We start from the raw sequence: 23,488 nt of genomic DNA on the forward strand, positions 1-23,488 counted from the left end.
GGGGGATGTCCGGCTTAAAGCCAGCCTTTCCAGCGAAAGAAGAAAAAGGGGATGATGGCGGACAGCAGCATCGCGAAGATAGCGAGAGGATATCCGATATGCCACTCGAGTTCCGGCATGAACTGAAAGTTCATGCCGTAAATCGAGGCAACGAGTGTCGGAGGCAAGAACACGACCGACGCGATGGAGAATATCTTGATGATGGAGTTCTGCTCGACATTGATCAATCCGAGGGAGGCATCCAGCAGGAAGGCGATATTGCCGGCGATGTAAGAGGCATGTTCCGAAAGCGAATCGACATCCCGCGCGATGGTTCGGCAGAGGTTGTCGTCGCTCTTGTCCTGGCTGATCAATGGCACGTTCATGAGAAAGGTCAACAGCCGGGCGAGTGAACCCAGGCTATCGCGCACCTTGCTGATCAGCCGATGGTATGCGGCGATATCGGCCAGCTTACGTTCCAGGAACTGCGGCGGGCGGCGCTTGCCGCGGTCGCGGAAGATGTCGGTCGACAGCGCATCGACGTGATCGACCGTCTGCTCAAGAATTTCGGCTGTGCGATCGGCGATGGTTTCCAGAAGTCTTGCCAGCAAAGTGGCACCATCGCGCCCCGGTTCCGGCAGACGGCTCAAGCTGGCGATGAACAGCTGGAAGCTTTTCGGCTCGGCGTAACGCACGGTGATCAGTCGGCTGCCGGACAGGATGAAGGCGACGTCGGTGAGCTGCGGATCCTTGCCATCGGCGCGCCATACAAGCGACGCGGTCATGAACACCGAGTCCTTCTCTACATAAAGCCGGCTCGAAGGTTCGATGTCCTTCAGGTCCTCTCTGGTCGGAACCTGAATTCCGAGGAGACCCTCGACATAGGCGTCCTCCTGCGGGGTGGGTTCGACCAGATCGAGCCAGACCATGTCGTCTGGAAGCTGACGCAGCGCCTCGGCCGGCGCAAGCGTCTTCATCGAGCCAGTGGCGCTATAGGCATTGATCAATCGTGGTCTCCGGCCGAAAGTCGTCGGCACTGAACGAGAAGCGGGCTTGCCGGCCCCTGGTTGCGGGACCGCCAGCCGGCCACCAGCGGGACGGGCCTATAGAGACAGCCATAGTCAAAATCAAGAGCCGTATAAACCTCCTGGGGGGCGCCGCAACATGACTCCCGCGCCTAATATGTTCAAGGGGGCTTCGATAACAGGACGATTCGTGTCCTACATCAAAGCCTTGACCGGAAACCGCCTTTAAAATGAGTGTCCATCGACGCGAGGGAGGTATTCCAAAATGTCGGGAACATATATGCGAATTCTTATTCGAAAACGATTGCAGGCGCCGGTCGCGGAGTAAGGCCGCCAAGCTCGGCCCAGACCCTGGCGGCAATCTCACGGTAGATCTTCGCCGACGCCCCTCCGGGATCGGAGGCGACGACGGGAGTGCCCGCATCGGACCGTTCGCGAATGTCGATCGTCAGCGGAACCTCGCCGAGGAACGGCACGCCGATCCGCTCCGCCTCGGCCCGCGCGCCGCCATGGCCGAAGATGTCGTAACGCTTGCCGGTATCGGGAGCGAGGAAATAGCTCATGTTCTCGACGATGCCGAGCAGCGGCACTTCGACTTTGCGGAACATGGCGATACCCTTGCGGGCATCGAGAAGCGCCAGATCCTGCGGCGTCGAAACGATCACCGCGCCGGCCAGCGGCACTTGCTGGGCCATGGTAAGCTGCACATCGCCGGTACCCGGCGGCATGTCGACGACGAGCACATCGAGATCGCCCCAGGCGACTTCGCGCAGCATCTGCAAAAGCGCTGACTGGACCATCGGCCCACGCCAGATCATCGCGGTCTCCTCATCGACGAGGAACCCCATCGACATGGCCTTCAGGCCATAATTCTCCATCGGCTTGATGATGCGGTTTTCGATCTGCTGCGGGCGGCCGGTGATCTTCAGGAGACGCGGCACCGACGGCCCGTAGATATCGGCATCGAGAATGCCGACCCGCAGGCCGTTCGCCTGCAGCCCGAGCGCGAGATTGACCGCCGTCGTCGACTTGCCGACACCGCCCTTGCCGGATGCCACAGCGATGATGGCGCCGACACCCGGCACGCCGGGCTTTTCCCGCTGCTGGGGCTGGGCTGGCTGCTGTTCCCGGGGCGCATGGCTGTGGCCGTGATCGTGGGCGTGCCCGTGCGAATGCGAATGGGCAGCCGGAGCGGCAGGCTGCGGCCGCGGCGGGGGAGCGGAACCGGCCTTGCGGTCCGCCGTCAGCGTCACCAGCGCGCCTTTGACGCCTGGCATTGCCTTGACGGTGCGTTCCGCCGCCACGCGCAATGGCTCCAGTTCGGTCGCCCGCGCTGCCGGCACCGTAATCGAGAAATAGACCTTGTTGTCGGAGATGAAGACGTCCGAGACCATGCCGCGCGAGACGATATCGCCTTCGAGGTCCGGCCCGCGCACCTTCGCGAGAACCGCCAGAACTTCTTCTTTCGTCACGTCGGCCATGATTTCAAAACTCCCGAATGCCTGATGCGATACCGATCCCTCAAGGGGATGCCGCGTTCGCAGATATATAGGAGTTCGGCATTGCCGGGGGCAAGCAAGATAAACCGCCGTTCGATCGGCAGCCGTGTGGCGCACTGATCGAACGGTGGCTTTTCTTGTCACGCCTCTTGGGGCGCTTGCAGTCCCCTCTGGACCTGCCCCTACAGAAGCACGAAACATGCCAGACGGGAAGATACTTCTTATTGATGAGCTTTTTCAAACACTTCCGGGCGAAGCCGCTATTGCGGCGCAGCATCCCCTGATGGAAGCGGCATTTTGTGAGCGCTCAAGGCTTGAGCGGTGGCTAAATTTTGTGCGCCGCAGCATTCGATTTGGCTACTTGATCAAACCGATCCTGAGCGCCTTGGCGACTGCCTGGGTGCGGTTGACCGTATCCAGCTTCTTGGCCGCACGGTTCAAATAGTGATTGACCGTATGTTCGGAGAGGCCAAGGATTTCTGCGATCTCTGCGCTGGTCTTGCCGGCGGCCGTCCAGTTGAGGCAATCGATCTCGCGGTCGGTCAGCACGTCCGTAGTGCGCACATCGAGGTTGCGGATTTCCGCCAGACGCTCGAAGACGTGGATGGAGATGTACATCAGCTCCATCATCTGCTGGTGCGTGAAGGGCGGACCGTCGCCTGAGAAAGAAACAGCACCGCGACTGCCGGACATGTCATGGACGGGGAAATAAGCACCACGGACGAGGCCGAACCTCCCGAACATGCCGCGGATGGCCGGCCCTTGCCGCTCCGGCGGCACGGTCTCAAGATCGAAGGTGAACGGGATCGTCGAGACGCGTAGCCGCCGAAGTACGGGGCTGGTCTGCATCATGCCTTCGCGGTCGAAAAGAGACATCAGCTCCGCGGGCCAGTTGGTGATGACCGTGTTGTTGGAGAGTTCGAGGGACGTGGCGTGGGGCAGGTTGAGAACCATGAACGTGCGGCAGCCGTAATGCTCGGTTACCCGCTTCATGAACCGGAACACGTCGAACTGTGTCTTGAGATCAGCGATTTCTCCGACACTTCCGCCAAAGACACGAGCTTCTTCTGCTTTCTCGGTATTGGCCATCATCTGCTTCTCTGTCCGCCGGGTGGCGTCGAGCGATTCCTGCTATTTCCCATACATCCGCCCAATCCGGTCCTTTATATTCACCTCCCCGCCTTCGACGCCTGGGGCGGAAAGCGGCTCTCCGGATTTGCCCGGATAGCTCCCGCCCAACGTGCCTGCGTGGTGGAGGCTGCTATTTCAGATTTTAATTAGATGCTAAATTTGTGGCTAGTATCAATTCCGAATAATACGACATCAATTATCAAGTTCGACAATGATGACATCTACTCGGATTTGCAAACCTTTGCATGCCTCCGGCTGTTTGTCAGGAGATAATTGTTGGGGATCAAATCGCCTATGCCTGCAGTTTGCCGACTCTCTCCCGTCGATGATACTAATCGATCACCTCGGTATGCAATTGGAGATTTCATATGGCGACCACACACGCTTTCGAAGGCCGTGTCCTTTCTTCTTCCCTGTGCGAACTCGGAGAAGGCCCCTCCTTCGAAACGGAGACGGAGACGCTCTGGTGGTTCGATATCCTTGGCAAAGGATTGCACGAATTGCATCTGCCGACCGGGCGGGAGATCGTTCATGCCTTGCCGGTGATGGGCAGCGCGCTCGCCTCGATCGACGCCGCCCGGCAGATGATCGCCAGCGACAAGGGGATGTTCATCCGTGATCGCGCGACCGGCGCGCTATCCCCCTATCTCGAACTGGAGCCGGAAAAGCCGGGCAACCGTTCGAACGACGGCAGGGTACATCCCTCCGGCAGCCTCTGGATCGGAACGATGGGACGAAAAGCCGAGGACGGCGCCGGCGCCATCTATCATGTCCGTCAGGGCGAGGTGACGAAGCTTTTCGACCGCATCAGCATCCCCAACTCCATCTGCTTTTCGCCGGACGGGGCGATCGGTTATTATACCGACACCCGCATTAACCGGCTGATGCGGGTATCCCTCGACCCGGCGACAGGCCTGCCAAACGGCGAAGCCGAGCTTCTGGTTGATGAGAACGGCAGGCCGGGCGGCATAGACGGGTCGATCTGCGCCAGCGACGGAACGATCTGGAACGCACGCTGGGGCGAGGGTGCCGTCGATCGTTATTCGGCTGACGGCCGGCATCTGTCGCGTCACCTGGTGCCGGCAAAACGCACCACCTGCCCCGCCTTCATCGGCAAGGACCGGTTGGCCGTGACGTCGGCCCGGGAGGGACTGGACGAGGCCGCTCGTGCTGCCGACCCGCTGGCCGGCTCGCTGTTCGAAATCGCCGTTTCCATTCACTGCGATCCGGAGCCCGCCTATCGCCTATGAAGGATGCAAAAGGCGCTCCAAACAAGCAAAACGCGAAAAGGTTCCAGTGAAATCGCCTAAAATTTCAGCAATATTAGCCGGAACCAATCCTTCCTCATAACATTTTCCTCTCGAACCAGCGCGGTCGGACAGCTCCATGACGGAGGGCCGCGTGTTCAGAGATAATGTTGAGCACAGGAAGGTAGGTTCGTTATGAAGAAGACCCTTAGCACGATGGCAGCCGTTGTTCTTTTGGCGTCCACCGCCATGGCACCGGCATTTGCCCAGACCCAGCCGACGCCGGCCTCCCCGGCTCCCGCCGCAACCCCTGCCGCTCCGACAGATCCGGCTGCAAAACCGGCTGACAGCGCCGCAATGCCGGCTCCGAAGACCGGCACCGACACGGCCGCCGCTTCCGGCAGCTACCTCACCGAGCAGGCTGAAAACCAGATCAGCGCCAACGACTATATCGGCAAGTCGGTCTACAACGCAGAAGACAAGAGCATCGGCGACGTCAACGACCTGATCCTTGAAGAAAACGGCGGTATCGTTGCCGCTGTGGTCGGCGTCGGCGGCTTCCTCGGCATTGGTGAGAAGGAAATCGCCCTGCCGATGGACAAGATCACCATGACCCGCGATGCGGACAACAACAACGAAGTCCGTCTGACCACCACGGAAACGGCAGAAGCCCTTCAGGCGGCTCCGGAATTCAAGACGCTGGCAGACAAGCAGGCAGAAACCGACCGGACGACCACGTCCTCCACCGGCACCTCGATGCCTGCAGGCGGCGCCACTAACCCGTCGACGACACCGGCTGCCCCGAGCAAATAAGGGCTCGATCAGTCAACAGTCCGGAACGGGTGACACGTCGTCACCACAAAAAGGGGCAGTACTCCAGGGTACCGCCTCTTTTTTTGTGTAAAGAAGCAGGTATATCCTCTAAGGCCGAATAACCCCGCCTCGCCAGGAGCGATGAAGGCTTTACACGCGGTTGTGCCGTGACCAGTAATGCACACTACGGGAGCGAGGCGTTCAACATGCCATTCCAGGAGGGGTGATCGCGTCAGGCCCGTTCGATGGTCATGAAGTCGCGGTAGTGTTCCTGGAGGTAGCGCAAGGTGGCAGCGCTGTCGGCCGGTCTGCCGTAATAATAGCCCTGCCCCATCGCGCAGCCGAGTTCGTCGAGCTTGTCCGCATCGACCTTTTCCTCGATGCCTTCCGCGACAACGGCCAGATTGAGGCCGTCGCACATGGCGATGATCGCCTTGACGATGTGTTCCGATGCGCGGTCCGTGGTGATGCGCGAGACGAACGCACGGTCGATTTTCACCTTGTCGAAGGTGAAGTCACGCAGCCGTCCGAGGCTCGACTGGCCCGTGCCGAAATCGTCGAGCGAGATGCGCACGCCCTGCTGGCGCAGGTCGGTGATGATACGCTGTGCCGTATCGGCCGAGGTCATCACCGCCGTTTCGGTGATTTCTAGCTCCAGGCGATGAGGATCGAGGCCGACGCGTGCGAGGGTCGCGAGGATAGTCTCGGTCGTGCCGGGGTCCATCAGCTGCGCTGAAGACAGGTTGAAGGAAAGGAAAAGCTCGCGCGGCCAGGAGAGTGCAGCCTCCGCAGCCTTTTGCAGTAACGTTTCAGAAAGCGCGTCAATAAAACCGCGCTCTTCGGCAAGGGGCACAAAAACCGCGGGCGAGACGAAGCCGAGATCGGCATCGTTCCAGCGCGCCAATGCCTCGAAACCGACCACTGCGCCATCGCTGATGCGCACGATCGGCTGAAAGTGGACATCCACGGCATCGGCGATGATGGCGTTGCGAAGTGCCTGTTCCAGCTGCGTCGCCCGCTTCATCTCCTGGGCGATCTCGCGAGAATAGACGGTGATCTGCCCGCGGCCGCGGCGTTTGGAACGGTAGAGTGCGGTTTCGGCGCTTTTCAGCAGTTCCTCGAAATCCTCGCCGGCGAAGGGATAGATCGCAAAGCCGAAGGAGGCGGACAGGCGGACGTTGCGGTCGCCAAGATCATAGGGGGCGGACAGGACGTCCTTGATCATCTGCCCGATACGTTCGGCGCCGATGCGCTCGAAGACCAGAGGCAGGATGAAGGCAAATTCGTCGCCATCATGTCGGGTAACGGTCGCGCCGTCCGGAATGCAGGCTTTCAGACGATGAGCGACCTGGCAGAGGATTTCGTCCCCCGCCTCGGCGCCGAACAGATCGTTGATCGGCTTGAAACCGTCGAGATTGGCAATGCAGATGGTAAAGGGTGCAGGGTCCTGGGCCCGCTCGGCAGCCAGCAGGCGCACCTTGTCACGCAGGCGGTATCGATTTCCCAGACCAGTCAGGGCGTCACTGTAGGCCATTGCCTGCAGTTCATTCTGGCTGACCTGCGGCAATGGGTTTCCCGCCGACTTCATGAATAATCCCGTTGCGCTTCACAGACCGGCGCAGGATGCGGGAAAAAGATTAAAAAATAATGGCCCGCGCTTAACTTACATGAACAGATTGATTAATCGGTTAAGCATACGACCTCTTTGCGGATATGCCGAGGAACGTCTGGAAGACGGCTTCCAGCGCTTCGGGGCTAATCGGCTTGAGGATCACTTCGTTCATGCCGGAGGCGAAACATTGGTCGCGGTCGCGCTCGAAGGCCTGAGGCAGGACGCCGATGATCGGGATCGAATTGTCGATCGTCTCTAGGTTCCGGATGCGCACGCTCGCATCGAAGCCACTGAGCTTTGGAAGGGTGATATCCATCAGGATCAGACGCGGCGATCGTTCCTGCCAGAGCCGGACCGCTTCTTCGCCATCGGCGGCGATCACATAACGATAACCCAAACCCTCGAGGATCTGCGAGAAAACGATCTGGTTCACCTCGTTGTCTTCGGCGACCAGAATGTCGATGCCATCGCTTTCGCCGGTTTGCGAGACAATCCGGGTGTCTTCGTCGCCTGCAGTTTCGTGGGTGGCGGGCTGGCTGAACTGGCGAGTGACGCCGGCGGCCAGTTCCCGCTTCACCCGGACCCCGTTAATCGCCAGGGCGGGAATGCGGTGTCGCTGGACGATTTCGAGGCAGGCCTTGTCCGCCAGTGTGTCCACGACGACGAGATCGATTGCGATGCTGGCTTCCTTTGCCAGCTGCAGGAAGAGCTCCAGTTCCTCACCATCTGAGACCGAAGAGGTGTCGAACCCCAGATCATCGAGAATTTCCAGCGCCTCGGCACTCGTCCTCGGATCGGAGGAGGCGACAAGAACCTTGCGGTTGGAGAGAGGGGTCGTATCGGACGCAACCGTCACCGTCGCCGGGACGTTGTGCTCCTGCCGGGCCAGCGAAGTGGTGATCAAACCGCCCCGGCTCATGCGCGGCTTGATCTGCTCGCCGTCTTCATCGGTCGCGACCAGGCCGGTAATGTCCTCCATGGCGGTCACCAGGTAATAGCGGCCCGGCTTTCCGATACGGTATTTGTTGGCGATGATGACGACCTGCGAGCCGTCCGGCCGCGTCACCAGTTCGGACATCTGCTGGGGCTCGCCAAGATCGAGGACCCCGCGATTGATGCGGTCCAAGCGCTGCTCCACCTGCGGCGGATGAATGTCGGATCCCTTGTGACCGAGGATCGCTTCCGGCGGCAGATCAAGGAAGTTCGCGGCCATCTTGTTGACGGCGACGAAGGTCAGGCTGCTGTCCTTGACGGTAATCGGGAACGGCAGGTTGTCGAGCACCTCTTCGGTGATCTGCACCCGTTCCATGTCGGCGCGCCACTGTTCCTCGCGTTTCTTGTGATCCGAGATATCCCTGACGACGCAGACACCGTAACCGGAGGAAAGGCGGCGCTTGGTGAAGCTCAGCCAGCGGTCGGTGCCGCGGCGCTCCTGCGACTCGGCCCGTTCCTTCCAGAGTGTGGCGATCTGTTCGGCAACCCAGTCCTCGCGGCTCAGCATCCGGCGCGGACCGGAAACATCGGTCAAGAAGCGTCCGCCGCCATCGTAGACGGCCCCGAGAAAATCCCGAAGGCGTGTGCCGGGCGCCAGAAAGCTCTTCGGAACCGGCAGGAGGGTCAGTAATTGCTGGCTCGCAAAGACGATCAGGTCGTTCTTGTCATAGACAAATACGCCGCCCGAAATGCCCTCGGAAATCACTTCGAGCATGACAGCTTGAATGTTTGCGTCCGCCGACGCCAAATCATTCATAGGATGGAACTCCCCGTATGCTTTTTCGGACCGGATAAGGGCCGGACCGTAATGCCGATATTCGCCTCTCGGCGTTATTCCTTCTAGTTTTCGTCTTGTCGGCGTGGGAACATGCTGGCTCCAAGTCCTCAACGGGTGATCAGGGCTCGCATGGCGGTGCCCAGCTGGCCGCCATCCCGGTCACTCGCGGGAAGCTGGCGCCTCCCCGGTTTCATCCAAGTCTAATAGGGAACAAATTATCGCCTTTATCTTAAAGTCGGATTAATGAACGGCCGTGCATCAACCTTCATTTCAATCGGTTAGGAAAGGTGCGATCCGGGCTTTCCTTCCGGTTCCGAATCCGGGAAAATGGCGCATGTCCGTCAAACAGCTGCCCGAGACCCTGATCAACCAGATCGCCGCCGGCGAAGTCATCGAAAGACCTGCCAGCGCCGCGAAGGAACTGATCGAAAATGCCATCGATGCTGGCGCGACCCGCATCGAGATCGCCACCGCCGGCGGTGGCAAAAGCCTTATCCGCATTACCGACAACGGTTCCGGCATGGATGCGGCCGATCTCGATCTTGCGGTGCGGCGCCACTGCACATCGAAAATATCCGAGACGCTCGACGATATCCGCACGCTCGGGTTCCGCGGCGAGGCCCTGCCCTCGATCGGTTCGGTGGCGAAGCTCACCATCACCAGCCGCCGCAACGGCCATTCGGAAGGATCGCAGGTGGCGGTGATCGGCGGCAAGATGTCCGGCGTGAAGCCGGCGCCGGCCAATACTGGCACGGTCGTCGAGGTGCGCGACATCTTCTTTGCGACGCCGGCGCGGCTGAAATTTTTAAAGACCGAGAAGGCCGAGGCCGGCGCGATCACCGAAGTGGTCAAGCGCATGGCGATCGCCTTCCCGCAGATCCGTTTCGTGCTGTCTGGCTCCGACCGCACGACGCTGGAATTCCCGGCGACCGGCGACGACCATCTCGCCCGCATGGCGCAGATTCTCGGCGCCGATTTTCGTGACAATGCGATCGAGATCGACGCGATGCGGGAAGAGGTCGGACTTTCCGGCTTCGTCGGCGTGCCGACCTTTCACCGTGGGAACTCGGCGCATCAATATGCCTTCGTGAACGGGCGGCCGGTGCAGGACAAGCTGATCCTCTCGGCCCTGCGCGGCGCCTATGCGGAAAGCGTACCTTCCGGCCGCTATCCCGTGGCGGTCCTGTCGATCAAGATCGATCCGGCGCTGGTGGACGTCAACGTCCATCCGGCCAAGTCGGACGTGCGCTTCCGCGATCCCGGCCTGGTGCGAGGCCTCATCGTCGGTTCGATCCGCGAGGCGCTGCACCGCGAGGGCGACCGGGCGGCCACGACCGGAACCTCGGGCATGATGCGCGCCTTCCGCCCCGGCTTCCAACCGGCTCATGCCGCCCCGCGCACCCCTTGGGCGGCAGCGGCCTCGCCTTTCCGGCCGCTCTATCCGCAGCCCGCGAACGATTTTGCCGAGCAAGTGCAATCCGGTTTCGACGTGCTGACCATGCCGGCCGCCCGCGCCGACGCGGTCATCGCGGAACCCGCTCCGAGGACCGCCGGTGAAGATGCGCCGCGCTATCGTCTGGGTGCCGCGCGCGCGCAGGTTCACGAGAACTATATCGTGGCGCAGACCGAAGACGGGCTGGTCATCGTCGATCAGCACGCCGCCCATGAACGGCTGGTGTTCGAGGCGATGCGCAAGGCGCTCGACAACAAGCGGCTGGCGAGCCAGGTGCTCCTGATCCCGGAAATCATCGACCTTCCGGAAGAGGATTGCGACCGGCTGATGGCGAATGCGGAAGAGCTCGACCGGCTGGGGCTGGCGATCGAACGGTTCGGTCCCGGCGCTGTCGCCGTGCGCGAGACGCCCGCCATGCTGGGCGAAGTCGATGCGGCCTCGATGGTTCGCGATCTGGCCGACGAGATCGCCGAATGGAACACCGCCGGGGGCTTGCGCGGCAAGCTCGAATATGTCGCCGCCACCATGGCCTGCCATGGCTCGGTGCGTTCCGGCCGACGGTTGCGGCCGGAGGAAATGAACGCGCTTTTGCGGGAAATGGAAGCCACGCCCGGCTCCGGCACCTGCAATCACGGACGGCCGACCTATATAGAACTCAAGCTTTCCGACATCGAGCGGCTCTTCGGCAGGAGCTGAAAAAGCTGGCAATTCAGGTTCAATCGGGTTAGAGCAGGCGCCATGTTTTTCCGCAGGAGACGACAGATGAACCGGTTCGAGGGAAGCGGGTTCCGCGAAGCGAAGATCCGGTATCTCGATGGCGACTACCAGATCCTGACCGCCGGCTCCTATGTGATATGCGCCATGACGGGAGCGCAGATTCCGATCGACGAATTGCGGTACTGGAGCGTCGCCCGGCAGGAGCCCTATGTCGATTGCGCCTCCTCGCTGGAAGCCGACAAGCGCGCCGGCATTCTGCCCAACCAGAGCCGCGGCTAAACCTTCGCGGCGTTTCCTTCCCTGATCCGCCGCTCCCGGAAATTGGCGATTGCCGTGTCGATGATCTTGCCGGGCGCCTGCGGATCGTCGAACGCCATGTCGACCTCGACCACGCTTACCTTCTCCGCCAGTTCCTCCATGCGCCCGTGATGTCCCTGCAGCCGCACCGCATCCTTGGCGGTGGTGACGAGCGTCAGTCTGTCCTTGGCGGCATCGTCCAGCAGGTCCGAGATCTCGTCCTCGGTGAAATAGTGATGGTCGGGGAAGTCGCGTTTTTCCATCACCAAGCCGCCTACCTGCTTGACGGTGCGATAGAATTTTTCCGGATCGGCGATGCCGGCGAAGGCGAACAACGCCTTGCCGGCGATGTCGCGATTTTCGCGCGGCTTCAGCGCCGCCACATAGACCTGCTTGCCGGCGCGGGCAGCCTGGCGCACCAGCTTGTCGGCCGCCTCGCCGCTGCCGACCTTGAGGATCGCCGAGAGCTGCCGCATCTGCTCGGATATCGGCGCCCTCACCGGCCCGCCCGGCACGAGATGGCCGTTGCCGATGCCGCGCACCGTGTCGATGACGACGAGGGCGAAATCCAGCGCCAGCCGGGCGCTCTGGAAACCGTCGTCCATGATGATCAGGTCGGCGCCCTCGGCCACCAGTCGATGAGCCCCCTCGACGCGGGTGCGGGAAATGACCGTCAGCGTCTCGCGGCAGAGCAAGAGTGCCTCGTCGCCCACCGCCTCGGCCCGATGGTGTTCGGGATCGACCACGGTCGTGACGTCAAGCGAGCCGCCGTAACCGCGGCTGAGGAAACCCGGCTTCAGGCCCTTTTCCCTGGCGGCGCGGGCAAGCGTGATCGCGGTCGGCGTCTTGCCGGCGCCGCCGACCGTGAAATTGCCGACGCAGATGACCGGCACGGGAATGCTGGCGCGCCTGGCCTTGGCCATGCGGCGGCCGGCGATCCGGCCATAAAGAAACGAAACGGGGGCAAGGCCCCAGGCACGCCAATCCGCTTTCGTCCACCAGAATGGCGGTGCTTCCGATACCATACCCAAACTCCGGCTGATCCGTCCTGAAACAGCCCGCGAACAAAATGGCAGTTTTGGAAAAAAGGCAAGTCGTTGAAACCAAAGCCCGGTTCAGGCGTGAAGCTTTTCCGGCAAAAGGTCCACCAGCGCGGTGATATCGGCAAGGCAGATATCCGCCGATGCCGACAGCGTTTCGCGGGAGCCGGTGCCGGTCAGCACTGCGACCTTCAGGCCGACGCCAGCGCTCGCACCCATATGCATGTCGTGATTGTTGTCGCCGACCATGGCGACCTCGGCGGGATCGAGGCCGGTGGCGCGGCAGAAGCCGAGCACCATGCCGGGTTCCGGCTTCACGCCATGACCGCTGTCGTAGCCGGCGATGAAATCGACATGATCGATGATGCCGAAGCGGATGGCGGTCTGCCGGATCGCCTGCTCGTTGTCGCTGGAGGCGATGCCGAGCTTGAAGCCCCGCGCCTTGAGCTTGCCGAACAGCGCCGCCAGATCGGTGACGGCCACGGAAAACTCAGCCGAACGGATGAAAAGGTCGTCGAGCAGCCGGGTGAGCTCACCCACCTCGATCGGCGAACCGGCGGCAACAAAGCCCGCGGCGATCTCGGCGGCGTTGCCGGCGGCCAGCAGACTGTCCGGCCGGGTGTGGCCGGATACCGGGTCCATCCCACCGGAAAACAGAAGCTGCGGTTCGAGTTCGGCGTCACCGGCGGAGGCGATGCGGGCGGCCTCCCGGTTCACCGGTCCCCAGCTCTCGTCATAGAGCAACAACGTGCCGTCCTTGTCGAACAGGATGCCGGCGATGTGTGCGAGCTTTTCCGGGGTCATCGAGCGGCGGCGGCTTTCGGCTGCAGCCTGGCGCTCACCGTCAGCGGGTTGACATAGGGTTCCAGCGCCTTGATCGTCTTCGCCAGCGCACCGCGCATCTCGTCCATCGCGCCATGGCCGGAATCGATCATCTTCACACGGGCGAGATCGTTGATCATCAGGTAATGGACCGCCTTTGCCAGCATCTCCACATCCTTGACGATGCGAGCGCCGCCCTTGCGCACCAGATGCTGGTAGGCGTCGCGGAAATTCTGGACATGCGGGCCTGAAAGCACGGCGCAACCGAGCATGGCCGGCTCCAGCGGGTTCTGTCCGCCCTCGTTCGTCAGCGACCTGCCGACGAAGGCGATTTCGGTCAAACGCAGGTAAAGCCCCATTTCGCCGATGGAATCGCCGAGGAAGACGTCGGTCTCCGGCGTCACAACGTCGTTGCGCGAGCGGCGCGCGACGGTCAGGCCCATTTCCTTCAGCATCTCCTCGACCGCGTCGGCGCGATCGGGGTGGCGCGGCACGAGAATGGTCAACTGTCCGTTCTTCGGTTTCAGCGCCTTGTGGACGGTGGCCGCCGCCTTTTCCTCGCCGTCGAAAGTCGAGATCGCCGCCCAGGTCTGGCGGCTGCCGATCTGCTTGCGATAACTTGCGAGCACCGCCTCGTCGCAGGGCGGCGGATCGGTATCGCTCTTCAGGTTGCCGGATGCGATGACAGGCCAGGCCCCGAGATCGCGGAAGCGCTCTGCATCCAGATCCGACTGGGCGATCACCAGAGCCATCTTGCCGAAGATGGCTTCGGCAATCGAACTGCGGTTGCGCCAGCGATCGAAGGAGCGGTCGGAGATGCGGGCATTGACGCGGATCTGCGGAATGCGGCGGCGGGCGAGTTCGGCGATGGTGGTCGGCCAGATCTCGGATTCCGCCGTGATGCAGGCATCCGGCTTCCAGTAGGCGATGAAGCGCTTGATCGGAAATTTCAGGTCGAGCGGCACGTATTGGTGGATCACCTCGTCGGCTAGCCGCGACCGGACGAGATTTGCGGAGGTGACGGTGCCCGTCGTCAGAAGGATGTGGATCTCGCGGCGCCGCAGTTCGCGGATCATCGGCATGATGGCGATGGTTTCCCCGACGCTTGCCGCGTGCACCCAGATCAGCGGCCCCCGGGGGCGGGCAAGGCTTGCATAACCAAGCCTTTCCAGCTTGCGGGTCCTGTCTTCCTTGCCCTTCATGGCGCGATAGGCAAGGTAAGGGCCGACCAGCGGATAAAGGGAAACACCGGCCACCCGATAACAAGCAAGGGCCAGGCGCGCAGAAATCTTGCTCACCGCGTCCGCCCCCGATGCGTGATGGCCGCCATCAATATAATAGACCCTCCGATTGCTCATCCGTAACCCAGTTTTTTGTGTTTTACAAATGCGTCAAAAAAGGGTCCCCGGGATCGATACCAGGCGAGGGACCGGCATTGCGAGCACATTGTAAAACGCGAGGCTTATCTCAAGCCGACTTAGTATCAGGATCGAGCAGACGGTGCATGTGGACGATGAAATACCGCATATGGGCGTTGTCGACCGTCTGTTGCGCCTTGCCCCGCCAGGCGATCAGCGCACTCGCATAGTCCGGATAGATGCCGACGATATCAAGCGCCGAAAGATCCTTGAATTGAAGGCCTTCCAAGCTCTGCAGTTCGCCGCCGAAGACCAGGTGCAGAAGTTGTTTTTTTTCGCCCGTTTCCGTCATTGTCCGTATCCGTCCGTTCCAGCTCCCCCGGCTCTTCCTGTGCTGCATTCCAAAGGAAAGGTCAACCCGGAGCGAGCCCGGTAAGCTGGGGCAAAAGGCTGCGGAGCGCGTGTTCGGCGCCGGCGGCCAGCATTTCGTGGCTGACGGTCTCGCGATTGTAGACAAGCCGGTTGCCGGCAAGATCGGTGAGGCGCCCGCCTGCCCGTTCGAGAATGAGGTCGGCGGCGGCAAGATCCCAGTCGTGGGAGGCGCGCTTGACGACCGTGCCGTCGATGCTGCCGTCGGCGATCATGGCAAGCCGGTAGGCAAGCGACGGGACGTGACGCACCCGGCGGACTTCATCGCGAAAACCCGGCTCGAATTTCTTGACGAGGTTCTCGTCCGCCGCGATGACCAGTTCGCCATTGCTGCGGCCGGCGGTGACCGAAATCGGCCGGCCGTTCTTCAGCGCCGGTCCATCCTTCACCGCGCAAAACTCCTCGTCGAGCGCCGGCGCCACAAGAACACCGGCCACCGGCTGGCCGCGATGCACGACGGCGACCGAGACGCACCAGGTCTTCTCGCCGTTGATGAAGGCGCGGGTACCGTCGATCGGATCGACGACGAAGAGCGTTTCGCGGCCAAGCCGGGCCACGTCGTCGTCGGTCTCCTCGGAGAGCCAGCCGTAATCCGGCCGGGCCGTCAGGAGCAGGCTCTGCAGCCGGTCGTTGGCGGCGAAGTCGGCGGCGCTGACAGGGGACCTCCCCTCGTTCTTCCACCAGACTTCCGGCGAGCGGCCGAAAAAGCCATGGGCGATCTCGCCGGCCTGGCGCGCCGCGTCGAGAATGAGTTCGAGATCCTGCCTCCAGGCTTCCGTAACCGCCATCGGGATCAGCGTCCCGCCAGCGTCATGCCCTCGATGGCGATGGTCGGGGAGGCGACGCCGAACTTCCGGTCGATGTCGTTGGCCGGCGTCAGGCGCATGAACATGTCCTTGAGATTGGAGGCGATCGTCACTTCCGAAACGGGATAGGCGAGTTCGCCATTCTCGATCCAGAAGCCGGTCGCGCCGCGCGAGTATTCGCCGGTGATCATGTTGACGCCCTGGCCGATCAGTTCGGTGATGTAGAAACCGTTGCCGATCGACTTGATCAGGTCCTCGGGCGAGATGTCGCCCGGCTCCAGCGCCAGATTGGTGGAGGCGGGCGAGACGGCCGTGCCGCCGCGCACGCCGCGCCCGTTGGTGGCAAGCCCCAGTTCTCGCGCGGTCGAGGTCGACAGGAACCAGTGGTTCAGGACGCCGTCCTCGATCATCACCATGCGTTCGCCGGACACACCCTCACCGTCGAAAGGGCGCGAAGAGGAACCACGCACGATCAGCGGGTCGTCGGTGATGCTGAGCCCGGCCTTCAGCACCTGCTGGCCCATCTTGTCGCGCAGGAAGCTGGTCTTGCGGGCGACGGACGCGCCGTTGATGGCGCCGGCAATGTGACCGACGAAACCGCGGGCAATGCGCGGATCGAAGACGACGGTGACGTTGCTGCCAGTATCGACCTGGCGCGGATTGACGCGCTTGACGGCGCGCTCGCCGGCGCGGAGGCCGATCAGCTTCGGATCGTCGAGGTCAGCGGCATAAAGGCGGCTATCGAAATCGTAGTCGCGCTCCATCTTCGTGCCCTCGCCGGCAATGACGCTGACGGAGCGGCCGAAACGGGATGCCATGTAGCTGCCGGAAAAGCCGTGGGAGGTGACGAGCACGAGGCCGCCCATGCCGGACGATGCGCCGGCGCCGGAGGAATTGGTGACGCCCTGGACGGACAGAGCTGCCTGTTCCATTTCGAGCGCCGCTTCCCGCAATGCATCGGTCGGCACATCGGTCGGGTCGTAGAGTTCAAGATCCGGATAGGATCTGGCGAGATCGGCTTCGTCCGCAAGGCAGGCGAAAGGATCTTCGGGGGAGACCTTGGCCATGGCGACGGCGCGCTCGGCAAGCACCTTCATGTCGAAGCCGGGATTGGCCGAGACGCTGGCCACCTGCCGGCCGACGAAGACGCGAAGCGAGAAATCGTCGGCCTCGGACGCTTCGGTACCCTCGACCTTGCCGAGGCGGACGCTGACGGAACGGGACCGGGAGCGAACCACGACCGCATCCGCCTGATCCGCTCCCGCGGCCTTGGCTAGATCGATCAGTTGGCTGGCGCGGGAAAGCAGTTCGGCGGAATCGATTTCAGAGGTCATGATTGCAAGCCTTTCATTCTCGTCCCATTTATTGTGCACTGTCAGAAGCATCAAGGGCGGCTCGCCGATTCTTGATTTCACATCTTAGACTGAAAGTATCCCGCATGACCGCTACCGGCTCGCTATTTTCCCAAATGCTGCTCCTGCTTGCCGGTGCGGTGATCGCCGCCCCGGTGTTCAGAAAGCTGGGGCTCGGCACGGTCCTTGGTTATCTCGCTGCAGGCGTGGTCATCGGGCCGATCATGCAGCAGATCGTCGAGACGGAGGAAGTACTGCATTTCGCGGAGTTCGGCATCGTTTTCCTGCTGTTCATCATCGGGCTCGAACTGAAGCCTTCCCGTCTCTGGCAGATGCGCGGCGACGTGTTCGGCCTCGGCCCGGCGCAGGTGGTGATTTCGGGACTGGCGTTGAGCGGACTGGCAAATCTGACCAACATGGCAGACTGGCGCGGCAGCCTGATCGTCGGTTTCGGTCTTGCATTGTCCTCGACGGCGTTTGCGTTGCAGATCCTCAATGACGACGGCGACATGAACAGCCATTACGGCCAACGCTCGTTTTCGGTGCTGCTGTTCCAGGATCTCGCCATCGTGCCGCTGCTGGCGCTGATCACCATCCTGGCGCCCGGGACCACGGAGACGGAAGCTTCGCCGCTTCTCGATTTTGCAATCGCGGTCGGTGCGGTCGGCGCCATGGTGATTGCCGGCCGATATCTCCTGACGCCGATGTTCCAGATCATCGCCCGCACGGGTGCGCGGGAGGTGATGATCGCCGCAGCCCTGCTGGTGGTGCTGGGATCGGCGGCGGCCATGCAGGCGGTCGGCCTGTCGATGGCCATGGGCGCCTTCCTGTCCGGCGTGATGCTGGCCGAATCTTCCTACCGGCACGAGCTCGAAGCGGATATCGAACCCTTCCGCGGCCTGCTTCTGGCGCTGTTCTTCATGGCCGTCGGCCTGTCGCTGGAAGTCCATGTCATCCTCGACAACATCTTCTTCATCCTTCCCGCGGTGCCGATCTTCATGGCGCTCAAGGCGCTGATCGTCTACGGGCTCTCCCGGCTCTGGGGTTCGCCGCACAATGATGCGGTGCGCATCGCGTTCCTGCTGCCGCAGGGCGGGGAATTCGGCTTCGTGCTGTTCACCACGGCAACGGCGAGCGGCCTGTTCTCGTCGGCCACCGCCTCGCTGCTGATCGCCGGCGTCACTCTGTCGATGGCGCTCACGCCGTTCGGCGCGGCACTTTCCAAGCGGCTCCTCAACGGCGAGAGCCGCGAGGAACTGGAGGAGGATTTCGACGGTGCCGGCGCCGACGTGCTGATGATCGGGTTTTCGCGTTTCGGCCAGATCGCCGCTCAGATCCTGCTCGCCGGCGGTCGCGAGGTGACCGTCATCGACGATTCCGCCGACCGCATCCGCCAGGCCGCCTCCTTCGGTTTCCGTATCTATTTCGGCGACGGGACGCGTCGGGACGTGCTGATCGCGTCGGGCATCGAAAAGGCGAAGATCGTCGCCGTTACCACCCAGAAGCGCGAAACCACCGACCAGATCGTCGATCTCATCCGATCGCAATTCCCGGACGTGCGCCTCTATGTGCGCTCCTACGACCGCATTCATTCCCTGTCGCTGCGGGATCGGAACGTCGAATACGAGCTGCGCGAAACCCTGGAATCCGGCCTGCTGTTCGGCAGGAAGTCACTGGAAGCGCTGGGGATGAGCGAAAACGAGGCCGAGGAGATCGGCGACGACATCCGCCGGCGCGACGAGGAAAGGCTGCAGATCCAGGCGGTCCAGGGGCTCGGCGCCGGGCGCGAGATGCTGTTCAACAGCCCGGTCCGGCCGGAACCGCTGATCAAGCCGAAGCGGTCGATGGTCGTTGATGACGAGCTTGGCCCCGAGCCGGCGACGGCCGAGAATGGTTAGGAATTCGCTTCTGCCGCCGCATGCAGCGCGTCGATGGCGCGCTTCAGCTCATCCTTGACGTGCTCGGATTCGTCGAGGATGTCGCGGGCCTTCAGGAAGTCCAGCACCCGGAAACGGTTGACCGACGGCCGAAGGAATATCTGGGGTGGATTGAGCTTCAGCTTGAGCGCGATGCTTGCCTGCATGGTCAGTTGGCTGGCGCCGAACAGACTGTCGATGCGATTGGGCGCATGGGTGCCGTCGCCTTCCGGCGCACCGACCACGTCGACGCCGATCACCACGTCGGCCACGTCCATCAACTGCTCGTAGGGGACGGGATTGAAAACGCCGCCGTCGATCATCACTCGCCCGTTGACCCAGACCGGCATGAACAGGCCAGGAATGGCGGCAGACGCCGCGATCGCGGTGCGCAACTCACCCTGTTCCAGGATCACTTCCGCCTGACCGTAATAATCGGTGGCGGAAATCTTCATCGGGATTTCGAGATCGGCGAAATCCTCCGGCACCTGCGGCGGCAGGAAGGCATCGAGGATGTGCTCGAGGTTGAACTGGCCGAAGCGGAAACCGCCGAGCTTGTCGCGCATCGTCGCGGGGCCGAGACCCCAGAGCTTGTTCAAGAGGGTGCCGCGATGGCCGACCGTCTCCAGCGCGTATTCGCGGATCTCGCATCCGGTCATGCCCGAGGCCATGCCGGCGCCGATGATCGCACCGATCGACGAGCCGGAAATCGCCACCGGCCGTATGCCGAGCTCGTCGAGCGCCTCGATGACCTGGATATGCGAGAGGCCGCGCGCGCCGCCGCCGCCGAGAGCGACCGCAAACGTCAGCCCGCCCTTGGCTCTGACGGCTTCGAGATCGGGAACTGCAAGCCTCGTATTCATTCCTCTGACCTCAGGCCGGCTGGTAGCGGAAAAAATCCATGCGGGTATCGCCGAACGTCCGGCTTTCCAAAAACTTGAAGACGGCATCCACGGCCGGACTGATGTCGGCCCGCTCCTCCAGAATGGCAAGGGCTCCGGGTGCGAGCCAGCCGCCGGCATGGGCCGAAAGCATGGCGCCCTCGCCGAGCCCCTGGCCATAGGGCGGATCGGCGAACAGGAAATGAAACGGCTCGATGTTGTTGGCCGTGCCGAGCTTGGTGGCATCGCGGCGGAGGATGCGCGCCCGGCCATGCAGGCCGAGGCTGTCGATATTCTCCCAGAGCAAGCCCCTGCCCTCGACGCCGTTCTCGACGAAGAGCGCACTCTTGCAGCCGCGCGACAACGCCTCCAGCCCGACCGCGCCGGTGCCGGCGAAAAGGTCGATCACCCGGCCACCATCCAATGCCTGCGGATAGACGTGGCCGATGATGTTGAACAGGCTTTCGCGCGTCCGGTCGATGGTCGGCCGGATGTCGCTTGTTTTGGGCGTGGCCAGAGGCCGGCCGCGAAATTCACCACCGACGATCCGCACTGCGCGTTACCCTCTCGGCGTGCGCGGCTTGCCGCCGGCCGGGCGTCCGCCCGAGGCGGGCCGGCCACCAGGCTTGCCCCCGGGCTTGCCACCGGCGCCCGCCGGTTTCCCACGGCCTCCGGAAGGCTTTCCGCCAAAGCTCTTGCCGCCGCCCGGCTTTGCGCCGAAGGGCTTGCCGCCAGGTTTTCCACCGCGCGGCCTGTCGCCGGCGGGGCGGTCACCTGCGGGACGATCACCACGCGGAGGCCGATCCGTGAACGGCCGGTCGCTGCGCGGACGCTCGGAGCGGCCCTCGCCTGCGGAGAAGGACCGTGCGGGACGCTCGCCATCCTCGCGCGGCTTGCGGTCGCCGAACGGACGTTCGCCTCTGGGCCTGTCACCGAAAGAGCGTTCGCCCCTCGGCTTGTCGCCGAACGGACGGTCGCCACGGGGCGGACGGTCACCGGAAGGACGCTCGGAACGGCCTTCGCCGAAGGAGCGTGCAGGGCGGTCACCATCGGCGCGTGGCTTGCGGTCAGCAAACGGGCGGTCGCCTCTCGGCTTGTCGCCGAACGGGCGGTCGCCGCGGGGTTTGTCGCCGAAGGAACGCTCGCCACGCGGACGTTCCGAGCGAGCGTCGCCGGAGAAGGATTTCGTCCGGGGGCGGTCGCCGTCTTCGCGCGGTTTGCGGTCACCTCTGGGCTTGTCGCCAAAGGGACGGTCGCCACGATCCGGGCGATCGCTGAAGGATTTCTTGCGGCCGAAATCGCCCTTTTCCGGTTTGTCGGGGCCGTCGGCGCGGATCCAGTCGCGGTCCTCTTCGGCGCGGTTGACGATGACCGGCCGGTCGTTCTGCGGCGTGGGCTTCTTGAAAAGCTGTTCGGCCTCGGCACGGGCGGAGGATTTGCGGGTCTTGTTTTCCGTCGTCGGGCGGGCGCCCGGCGCCATCCAGACATTCGCTGTACGGCTGGTGCCGATCGGCGGGCGCTTCTTCGGCCGGTCGTCCTCGTCCTCAGCGCGACTGGCGAACGGTTTTGCGCCACGCGGCTTGTCGGCGAACTTACGGTCGTCGCGCTTGGTATCCAAACGGCCGGGCGCCTTTTCGCGCCGGTCCTCCGGCTTGCCGGCGCGCGGGCGTTCGCTCCGCTCCGGTCTTGCCGCCCATTCCGAGTTCTCGGCACGAGCCGAGCGGACGGGTTTCTCTTCCTCGTCAGCGGCGGTCTCGGTATAGATCGGCGCGTCGAAATTCGCCTTGGATTCCTCGATCAGGCGCGGCCCGAGCTGGTCGCGCAGCATGCGGCCCCGCACTTCCACCACCTCGCCTTCCGGCAGGTCCCCGAGCTGGAACGGTCCGTAGGAAATGCGGATCAGGCGGTTGACCTCGAGGCCGAGCGCGCCGAGCACGTTCTTGATCTCGCGGTTCTTGCCTTCGCGAAGACCCATGGTGATCCAGACGTTGCTGCCCTGGGTGCGGTCGAGCGTCGCGTCGATCGAGCCGTAGAGCACGCCTTCGACAGCGATGCCCTCCTTCAGCTTATCCAGTTCCTCCTGCTTGATTTCGCCATGGGCGCGCACGCGGTAACGGCGCAGCCAGCCGGTGGTCGGCAGTTCCAGCACGCGCGACAGGCCGCCATCGTTGGTCAGCAGCAGCAGGCCTTCGGTATTGATGTCGAGGCGGCCGATGGAGAGCACCCGCGGCAGGCCTTCGGGCAGGTTGTCGAAGACGGTCGCGCGGCCTTCCGGATCGGAATTGGTGGTCACCAGGCCGGCCGGCTTGTGGTAGAGCCAGAGGCGGGTGCGCTCGATGCCGCGGATCGGCATGCCGTCGACTTCGATCTTGTCGGCCAGCGTCACGTTGACGACCGGGGTATCGAGGACCTTGCCGTTCAGGCTGACCCGGCCTTCCATGATCATCCGCTCGATATCGCGGCGCGACGCGACGCCGACGCGTGCGAGGATCTTGGAGATGCGCTCGGGCTTGCCTTCGGCCTCCATGGTTTCCGGGGCCGGCGGCAGCTTGCGGACGGGCTTTGCCGCCTTTTCAGCGCCACTCTTGGCTGCGGAACTCTTCCGGGGCGCTAGGCCCTCCTTGGCGGAAAAGCCCGCCTTGCCGCCAGCGCCGGCCTTCGGAGCGGCTCTCGGTTTGGTTTCGCGAACGAAAGTCTTGCCTTCGCCGCGCTTCGGCTTGTCTTTGGAATTCATTTGTTGTTTGCCTGAAGCGTGATGTCTACGGAGCGATCCGGACATTCTTGTTCGTGTTGACTGAGATGGATTCGTGCCCGCAGCCGGGCGTCCAGTTGGATGCTTCCTACCAGTTCGCGCGATCCGGGTTAAGAGGAAATCGCCGAAATGCCTAACACCGATGGGTTCATGGACGCAGCGCTTGCGGAAGCCAAAGACGCGGCCGCCCGCGGCGAGGTTCCGATCGGCGCCGTTCTGGTCATCGACGGCGTTATCGTCGCCCGCTCCGGAAACCGGACCCGCGCCGAAAACGACGTTACCGCCCATGCCGAAATCGCCGTCATCCGGGATGCCGCGGCCGCCCTTAGACAGGAGCGGCTGTCAGGTGCAGACCTTTACGTGACGCTCGAACCCTGCACCATGTGCGCGGCGGCGATCTCGTTTGCGCGCATCCGGCGGCTCTATTACGGCGCGGAGGACCCTAAGGGCGGAGCGGTGGACAACGGCGTGCGCTTCTTTGCCCAGCCGACCTGCCATCATGCGCCGGAAGTCTATTCCGGCCTCGGCGAAAGCGAGGCCGCGATTCTGCTCACCGGCTTTTTCAGATCGAAAAGAGAGAACTAAGCC

The 23,488-nt window shown here is 62.9% G+C and carries 20 protein-coding genes; 6 read left to right on the forward strand and 14 right to left on the reverse strand.

The window, feature by feature from the left end:
* Positions 1–14: 14 nt before the first annotated feature.
* The 3 genes from ACZ9EJ_RS14675 to ACZ9EJ_RS14685 form a co-directional block, all read right to left on the reverse strand.
* Positions 15–986, reverse strand: coding sequence for a magnesium transporter CorA family protein (locus ACZ9EJ_RS14675; protein ID WP_052764637.1), 972 nt, complete (start codon positions 984–986; stop codon positions 15–17).
* Positions 987–1,294: 308 nt separating this feature from the next.
* Positions 1,295–2,485 carry an iron-sulfur cluster carrier protein ApbC gene (gene apbC / locus ACZ9EJ_RS14680; protein WP_046641110.1) on the reverse strand — a complete coding sequence of 397 codons (1,191 nt, stop codon included), beginning with the start codon at positions 2,483–2,485 and terminating at the stop codon, positions 1,295–1,297.
* 375 nt (positions 2,486–2,860) lie between these two features.
* The gene (locus ACZ9EJ_RS14685; protein WP_046641137.1) at positions 2,861–3,592 is read right to left on the reverse strand and encodes a helix-turn-helix transcriptional regulator; all 732 of its coding nucleotides are present in this window, start codon (positions 3,590–3,592) and stop codon (positions 2,861–2,863) included.
* A 410-nt stretch (positions 3,593–4,002) separates the two neighbouring features.
* On the opposite strand from ACZ9EJ_RS14685, the gene ACZ9EJ_RS14690 reads away from it, so the two are divergent.
* On the forward strand, positions 4,003–4,884 hold the full coding sequence (locus tag ACZ9EJ_RS14690; protein ID WP_046641111.1) for an SMP-30/gluconolactonase/LRE family protein: 882 nt from the start codon (positions 4,003–4,005) through the stop codon (positions 4,882–4,884).
* Positions 4,885–5,076: 192 nt separating this feature from the next.
* A complete protein-coding gene (locus ACZ9EJ_RS14695) occupies positions 5,077–5,694 on the forward strand; it encodes a PRC-barrel domain-containing protein (protein WP_046641112.1) in 618 nt (205 codons plus the stop codon).
* A gap of 232 nt (positions 5,695–5,926) precedes the next feature.
* Here ACZ9EJ_RS14695 and ACZ9EJ_RS14700 read toward each other — a convergent pair whose 3' ends face one another.
* Both ACZ9EJ_RS14700 and ACZ9EJ_RS14705 read right to left on the reverse strand, forming a co-directional pair.
* Complete coding sequence (locus tag ACZ9EJ_RS14700) at positions 5,927–7,282, reverse strand: putative bifunctional diguanylate cyclase/phosphodiesterase (RefSeq protein ID WP_046641113.1); 1,356 nt, start codon at positions 7,280–7,282, stop codon at positions 5,927–5,929.
* A gap of 100 nt (positions 7,283–7,382) precedes the next feature.
* Positions 7,383–9,056: a response regulator gene (locus ACZ9EJ_RS14705; protein ID WP_046641114.1), complete on the reverse strand. Its 1,674-nt coding sequence runs from the start codon at positions 9,054–9,056 to the stop codon at positions 7,383–7,385.
* Between the two features lie 355 nt (positions 9,057–9,411).
* On the opposite strand from ACZ9EJ_RS14705, the gene mutL reads away from it, so the two are divergent.
* Together mutL and ACZ9EJ_RS14715 are read left to right on the forward strand one after the other, a co-directional pair.
* Entirely contained in the window at positions 9,412–11,226 is a 1,815-nt protein-coding gene (gene mutL, locus ACZ9EJ_RS14710) for a DNA mismatch repair endonuclease MutL (RefSeq protein WP_046641115.1), read from the forward strand.
* Between the two features lie 66 nt (positions 11,227–11,292).
* A complete protein-coding gene (locus ACZ9EJ_RS14715) occupies positions 11,293–11,526 on the forward strand; it encodes a DUF2093 domain-containing protein (protein ID WP_046630976.1) in 234 nt (77 codons plus the stop codon).
* Here the strand turns inward: ACZ9EJ_RS14715 and lpxK are convergent.
* From lpxK to ACZ9EJ_RS14745, 6 genes are all read right to left on the reverse strand, one after another.
* Entirely contained in the window at positions 11,523–12,569 is a 1,047-nt protein-coding gene (lpxK, locus tag ACZ9EJ_RS14720; protein ID WP_046632864.1) for a tetraacyldisaccharide 4'-kinase, read from the reverse strand. The two genes, ACZ9EJ_RS14715 and lpxK, sit on opposite strands and share 4 nt — an antisense overlap.
* 90 nt (positions 12,570–12,659) lie before the next feature.
* Complete coding sequence (locus ACZ9EJ_RS14725) at positions 12,660–13,388, reverse strand: HAD family hydrolase (RefSeq protein WP_046632866.1); 729 nt, start codon at positions 13,386–13,388, stop codon at positions 12,660–12,662.
* The gene (gene waaA / locus ACZ9EJ_RS14730; protein WP_046632967.1) at positions 13,385–14,704 is read right to left on the reverse strand and encodes a lipid IV(A) 3-deoxy-D-manno-octulosonic acid transferase; all 1,320 of its coding nucleotides are present in this window, start codon (positions 14,702–14,704) and stop codon (positions 13,385–13,387) included. Before waaA ends, ACZ9EJ_RS14725 begins: the two co-directional genes overlap by 4 nt.
* Positions 14,705–14,873: 169 nt before the next feature.
* Positions 14,874–15,116 carry a DUF4170 domain-containing protein gene (locus ACZ9EJ_RS14735; protein ID WP_046630968.1) on the reverse strand — a complete coding sequence of 81 codons (243 nt, stop codon included), beginning with the start codon at positions 15,114–15,116 and terminating at the stop codon, positions 14,874–14,876.
* 61 nt (positions 15,117–15,177) lie between these two features.
* Entirely contained in the window at positions 15,178–15,981 is an 804-nt protein-coding gene (locus ACZ9EJ_RS14740) for a 3'(2'),5'-bisphosphate nucleotidase CysQ (RefSeq protein WP_046632867.1), read from the reverse strand.
* A 5-nt stretch (positions 15,982–15,986) separates the two neighbouring features.
* Positions 15,987–17,333: a TldD/PmbA family protein gene (locus tag ACZ9EJ_RS14745; protein WP_046632969.1), complete on the reverse strand. Its 1,347-nt coding sequence runs from the start codon at positions 17,331–17,333 to the stop codon at positions 15,987–15,989.
* Positions 17,334–17,437: 104 nt separating this feature from the next.
* Here ACZ9EJ_RS14745 and ACZ9EJ_RS14750 point away from each other — a divergent pair, with 104 nt between their 5' ends.
* Positions 17,438–19,249: a monovalent cation:proton antiporter-2 (CPA2) family protein gene (locus ACZ9EJ_RS14750; protein ID WP_046641116.1), complete on the forward strand. Its 1,812-nt coding sequence runs from the start codon at positions 17,438–17,440 to the stop codon at positions 19,247–19,249.
* On the opposite strand, the gene ACZ9EJ_RS14755 is transcribed toward ACZ9EJ_RS14750, so the two are convergent.
* From ACZ9EJ_RS14755 to ACZ9EJ_RS14765, 3 genes are read right to left on the reverse strand one after another with little or no spacing between them, the layout of a single operon-like run.
* Entirely contained in the window at positions 19,246–20,130 is an 885-nt protein-coding gene (locus ACZ9EJ_RS14755; RefSeq protein ID WP_046641117.1) for a patatin-like phospholipase family protein, read from the reverse strand. The two genes, ACZ9EJ_RS14750 and ACZ9EJ_RS14755, sit on opposite strands and share 4 nt — an antisense overlap.
* Before the next feature lie 10 nt (positions 20,131–20,140).
* The gene (rsmD, locus tag ACZ9EJ_RS14760) at positions 20,141–20,701 is read right to left on the reverse strand and encodes a 16S rRNA (guanine(966)-N(2))-methyltransferase RsmD (RefSeq protein ID WP_046641118.1); all 561 of its coding nucleotides are present in this window, start codon (positions 20,699–20,701) and stop codon (positions 20,141–20,143) included.
* A gap of 6 nt (positions 20,702–20,707) precedes the next feature.
* The gene (locus tag ACZ9EJ_RS14765; protein WP_255742867.1) at positions 20,708–22,882 is read right to left on the reverse strand and encodes a pseudouridine synthase; all 2,175 of its coding nucleotides are present in this window, start codon (positions 22,880–22,882) and stop codon (positions 20,708–20,710) included.
* Between the two features lie 147 nt (positions 22,883–23,029).
* Between ACZ9EJ_RS14765 and ACZ9EJ_RS14770 the strand changes: the two genes are divergently transcribed.
* Positions 23,030–23,485 (forward strand): nucleoside deaminase, encoded by a 456-nt coding sequence (locus ACZ9EJ_RS14770; RefSeq protein WP_046640985.1) that lies wholly within the window; start codon positions 23,030–23,032, stop codon positions 23,483–23,485.
* The last annotated feature ends 3 nt before the right edge of the window (positions 23,486–23,488 follow it).

The organism is Neorhizobium sp. USDA 3394, assembly GCF_056280385.1.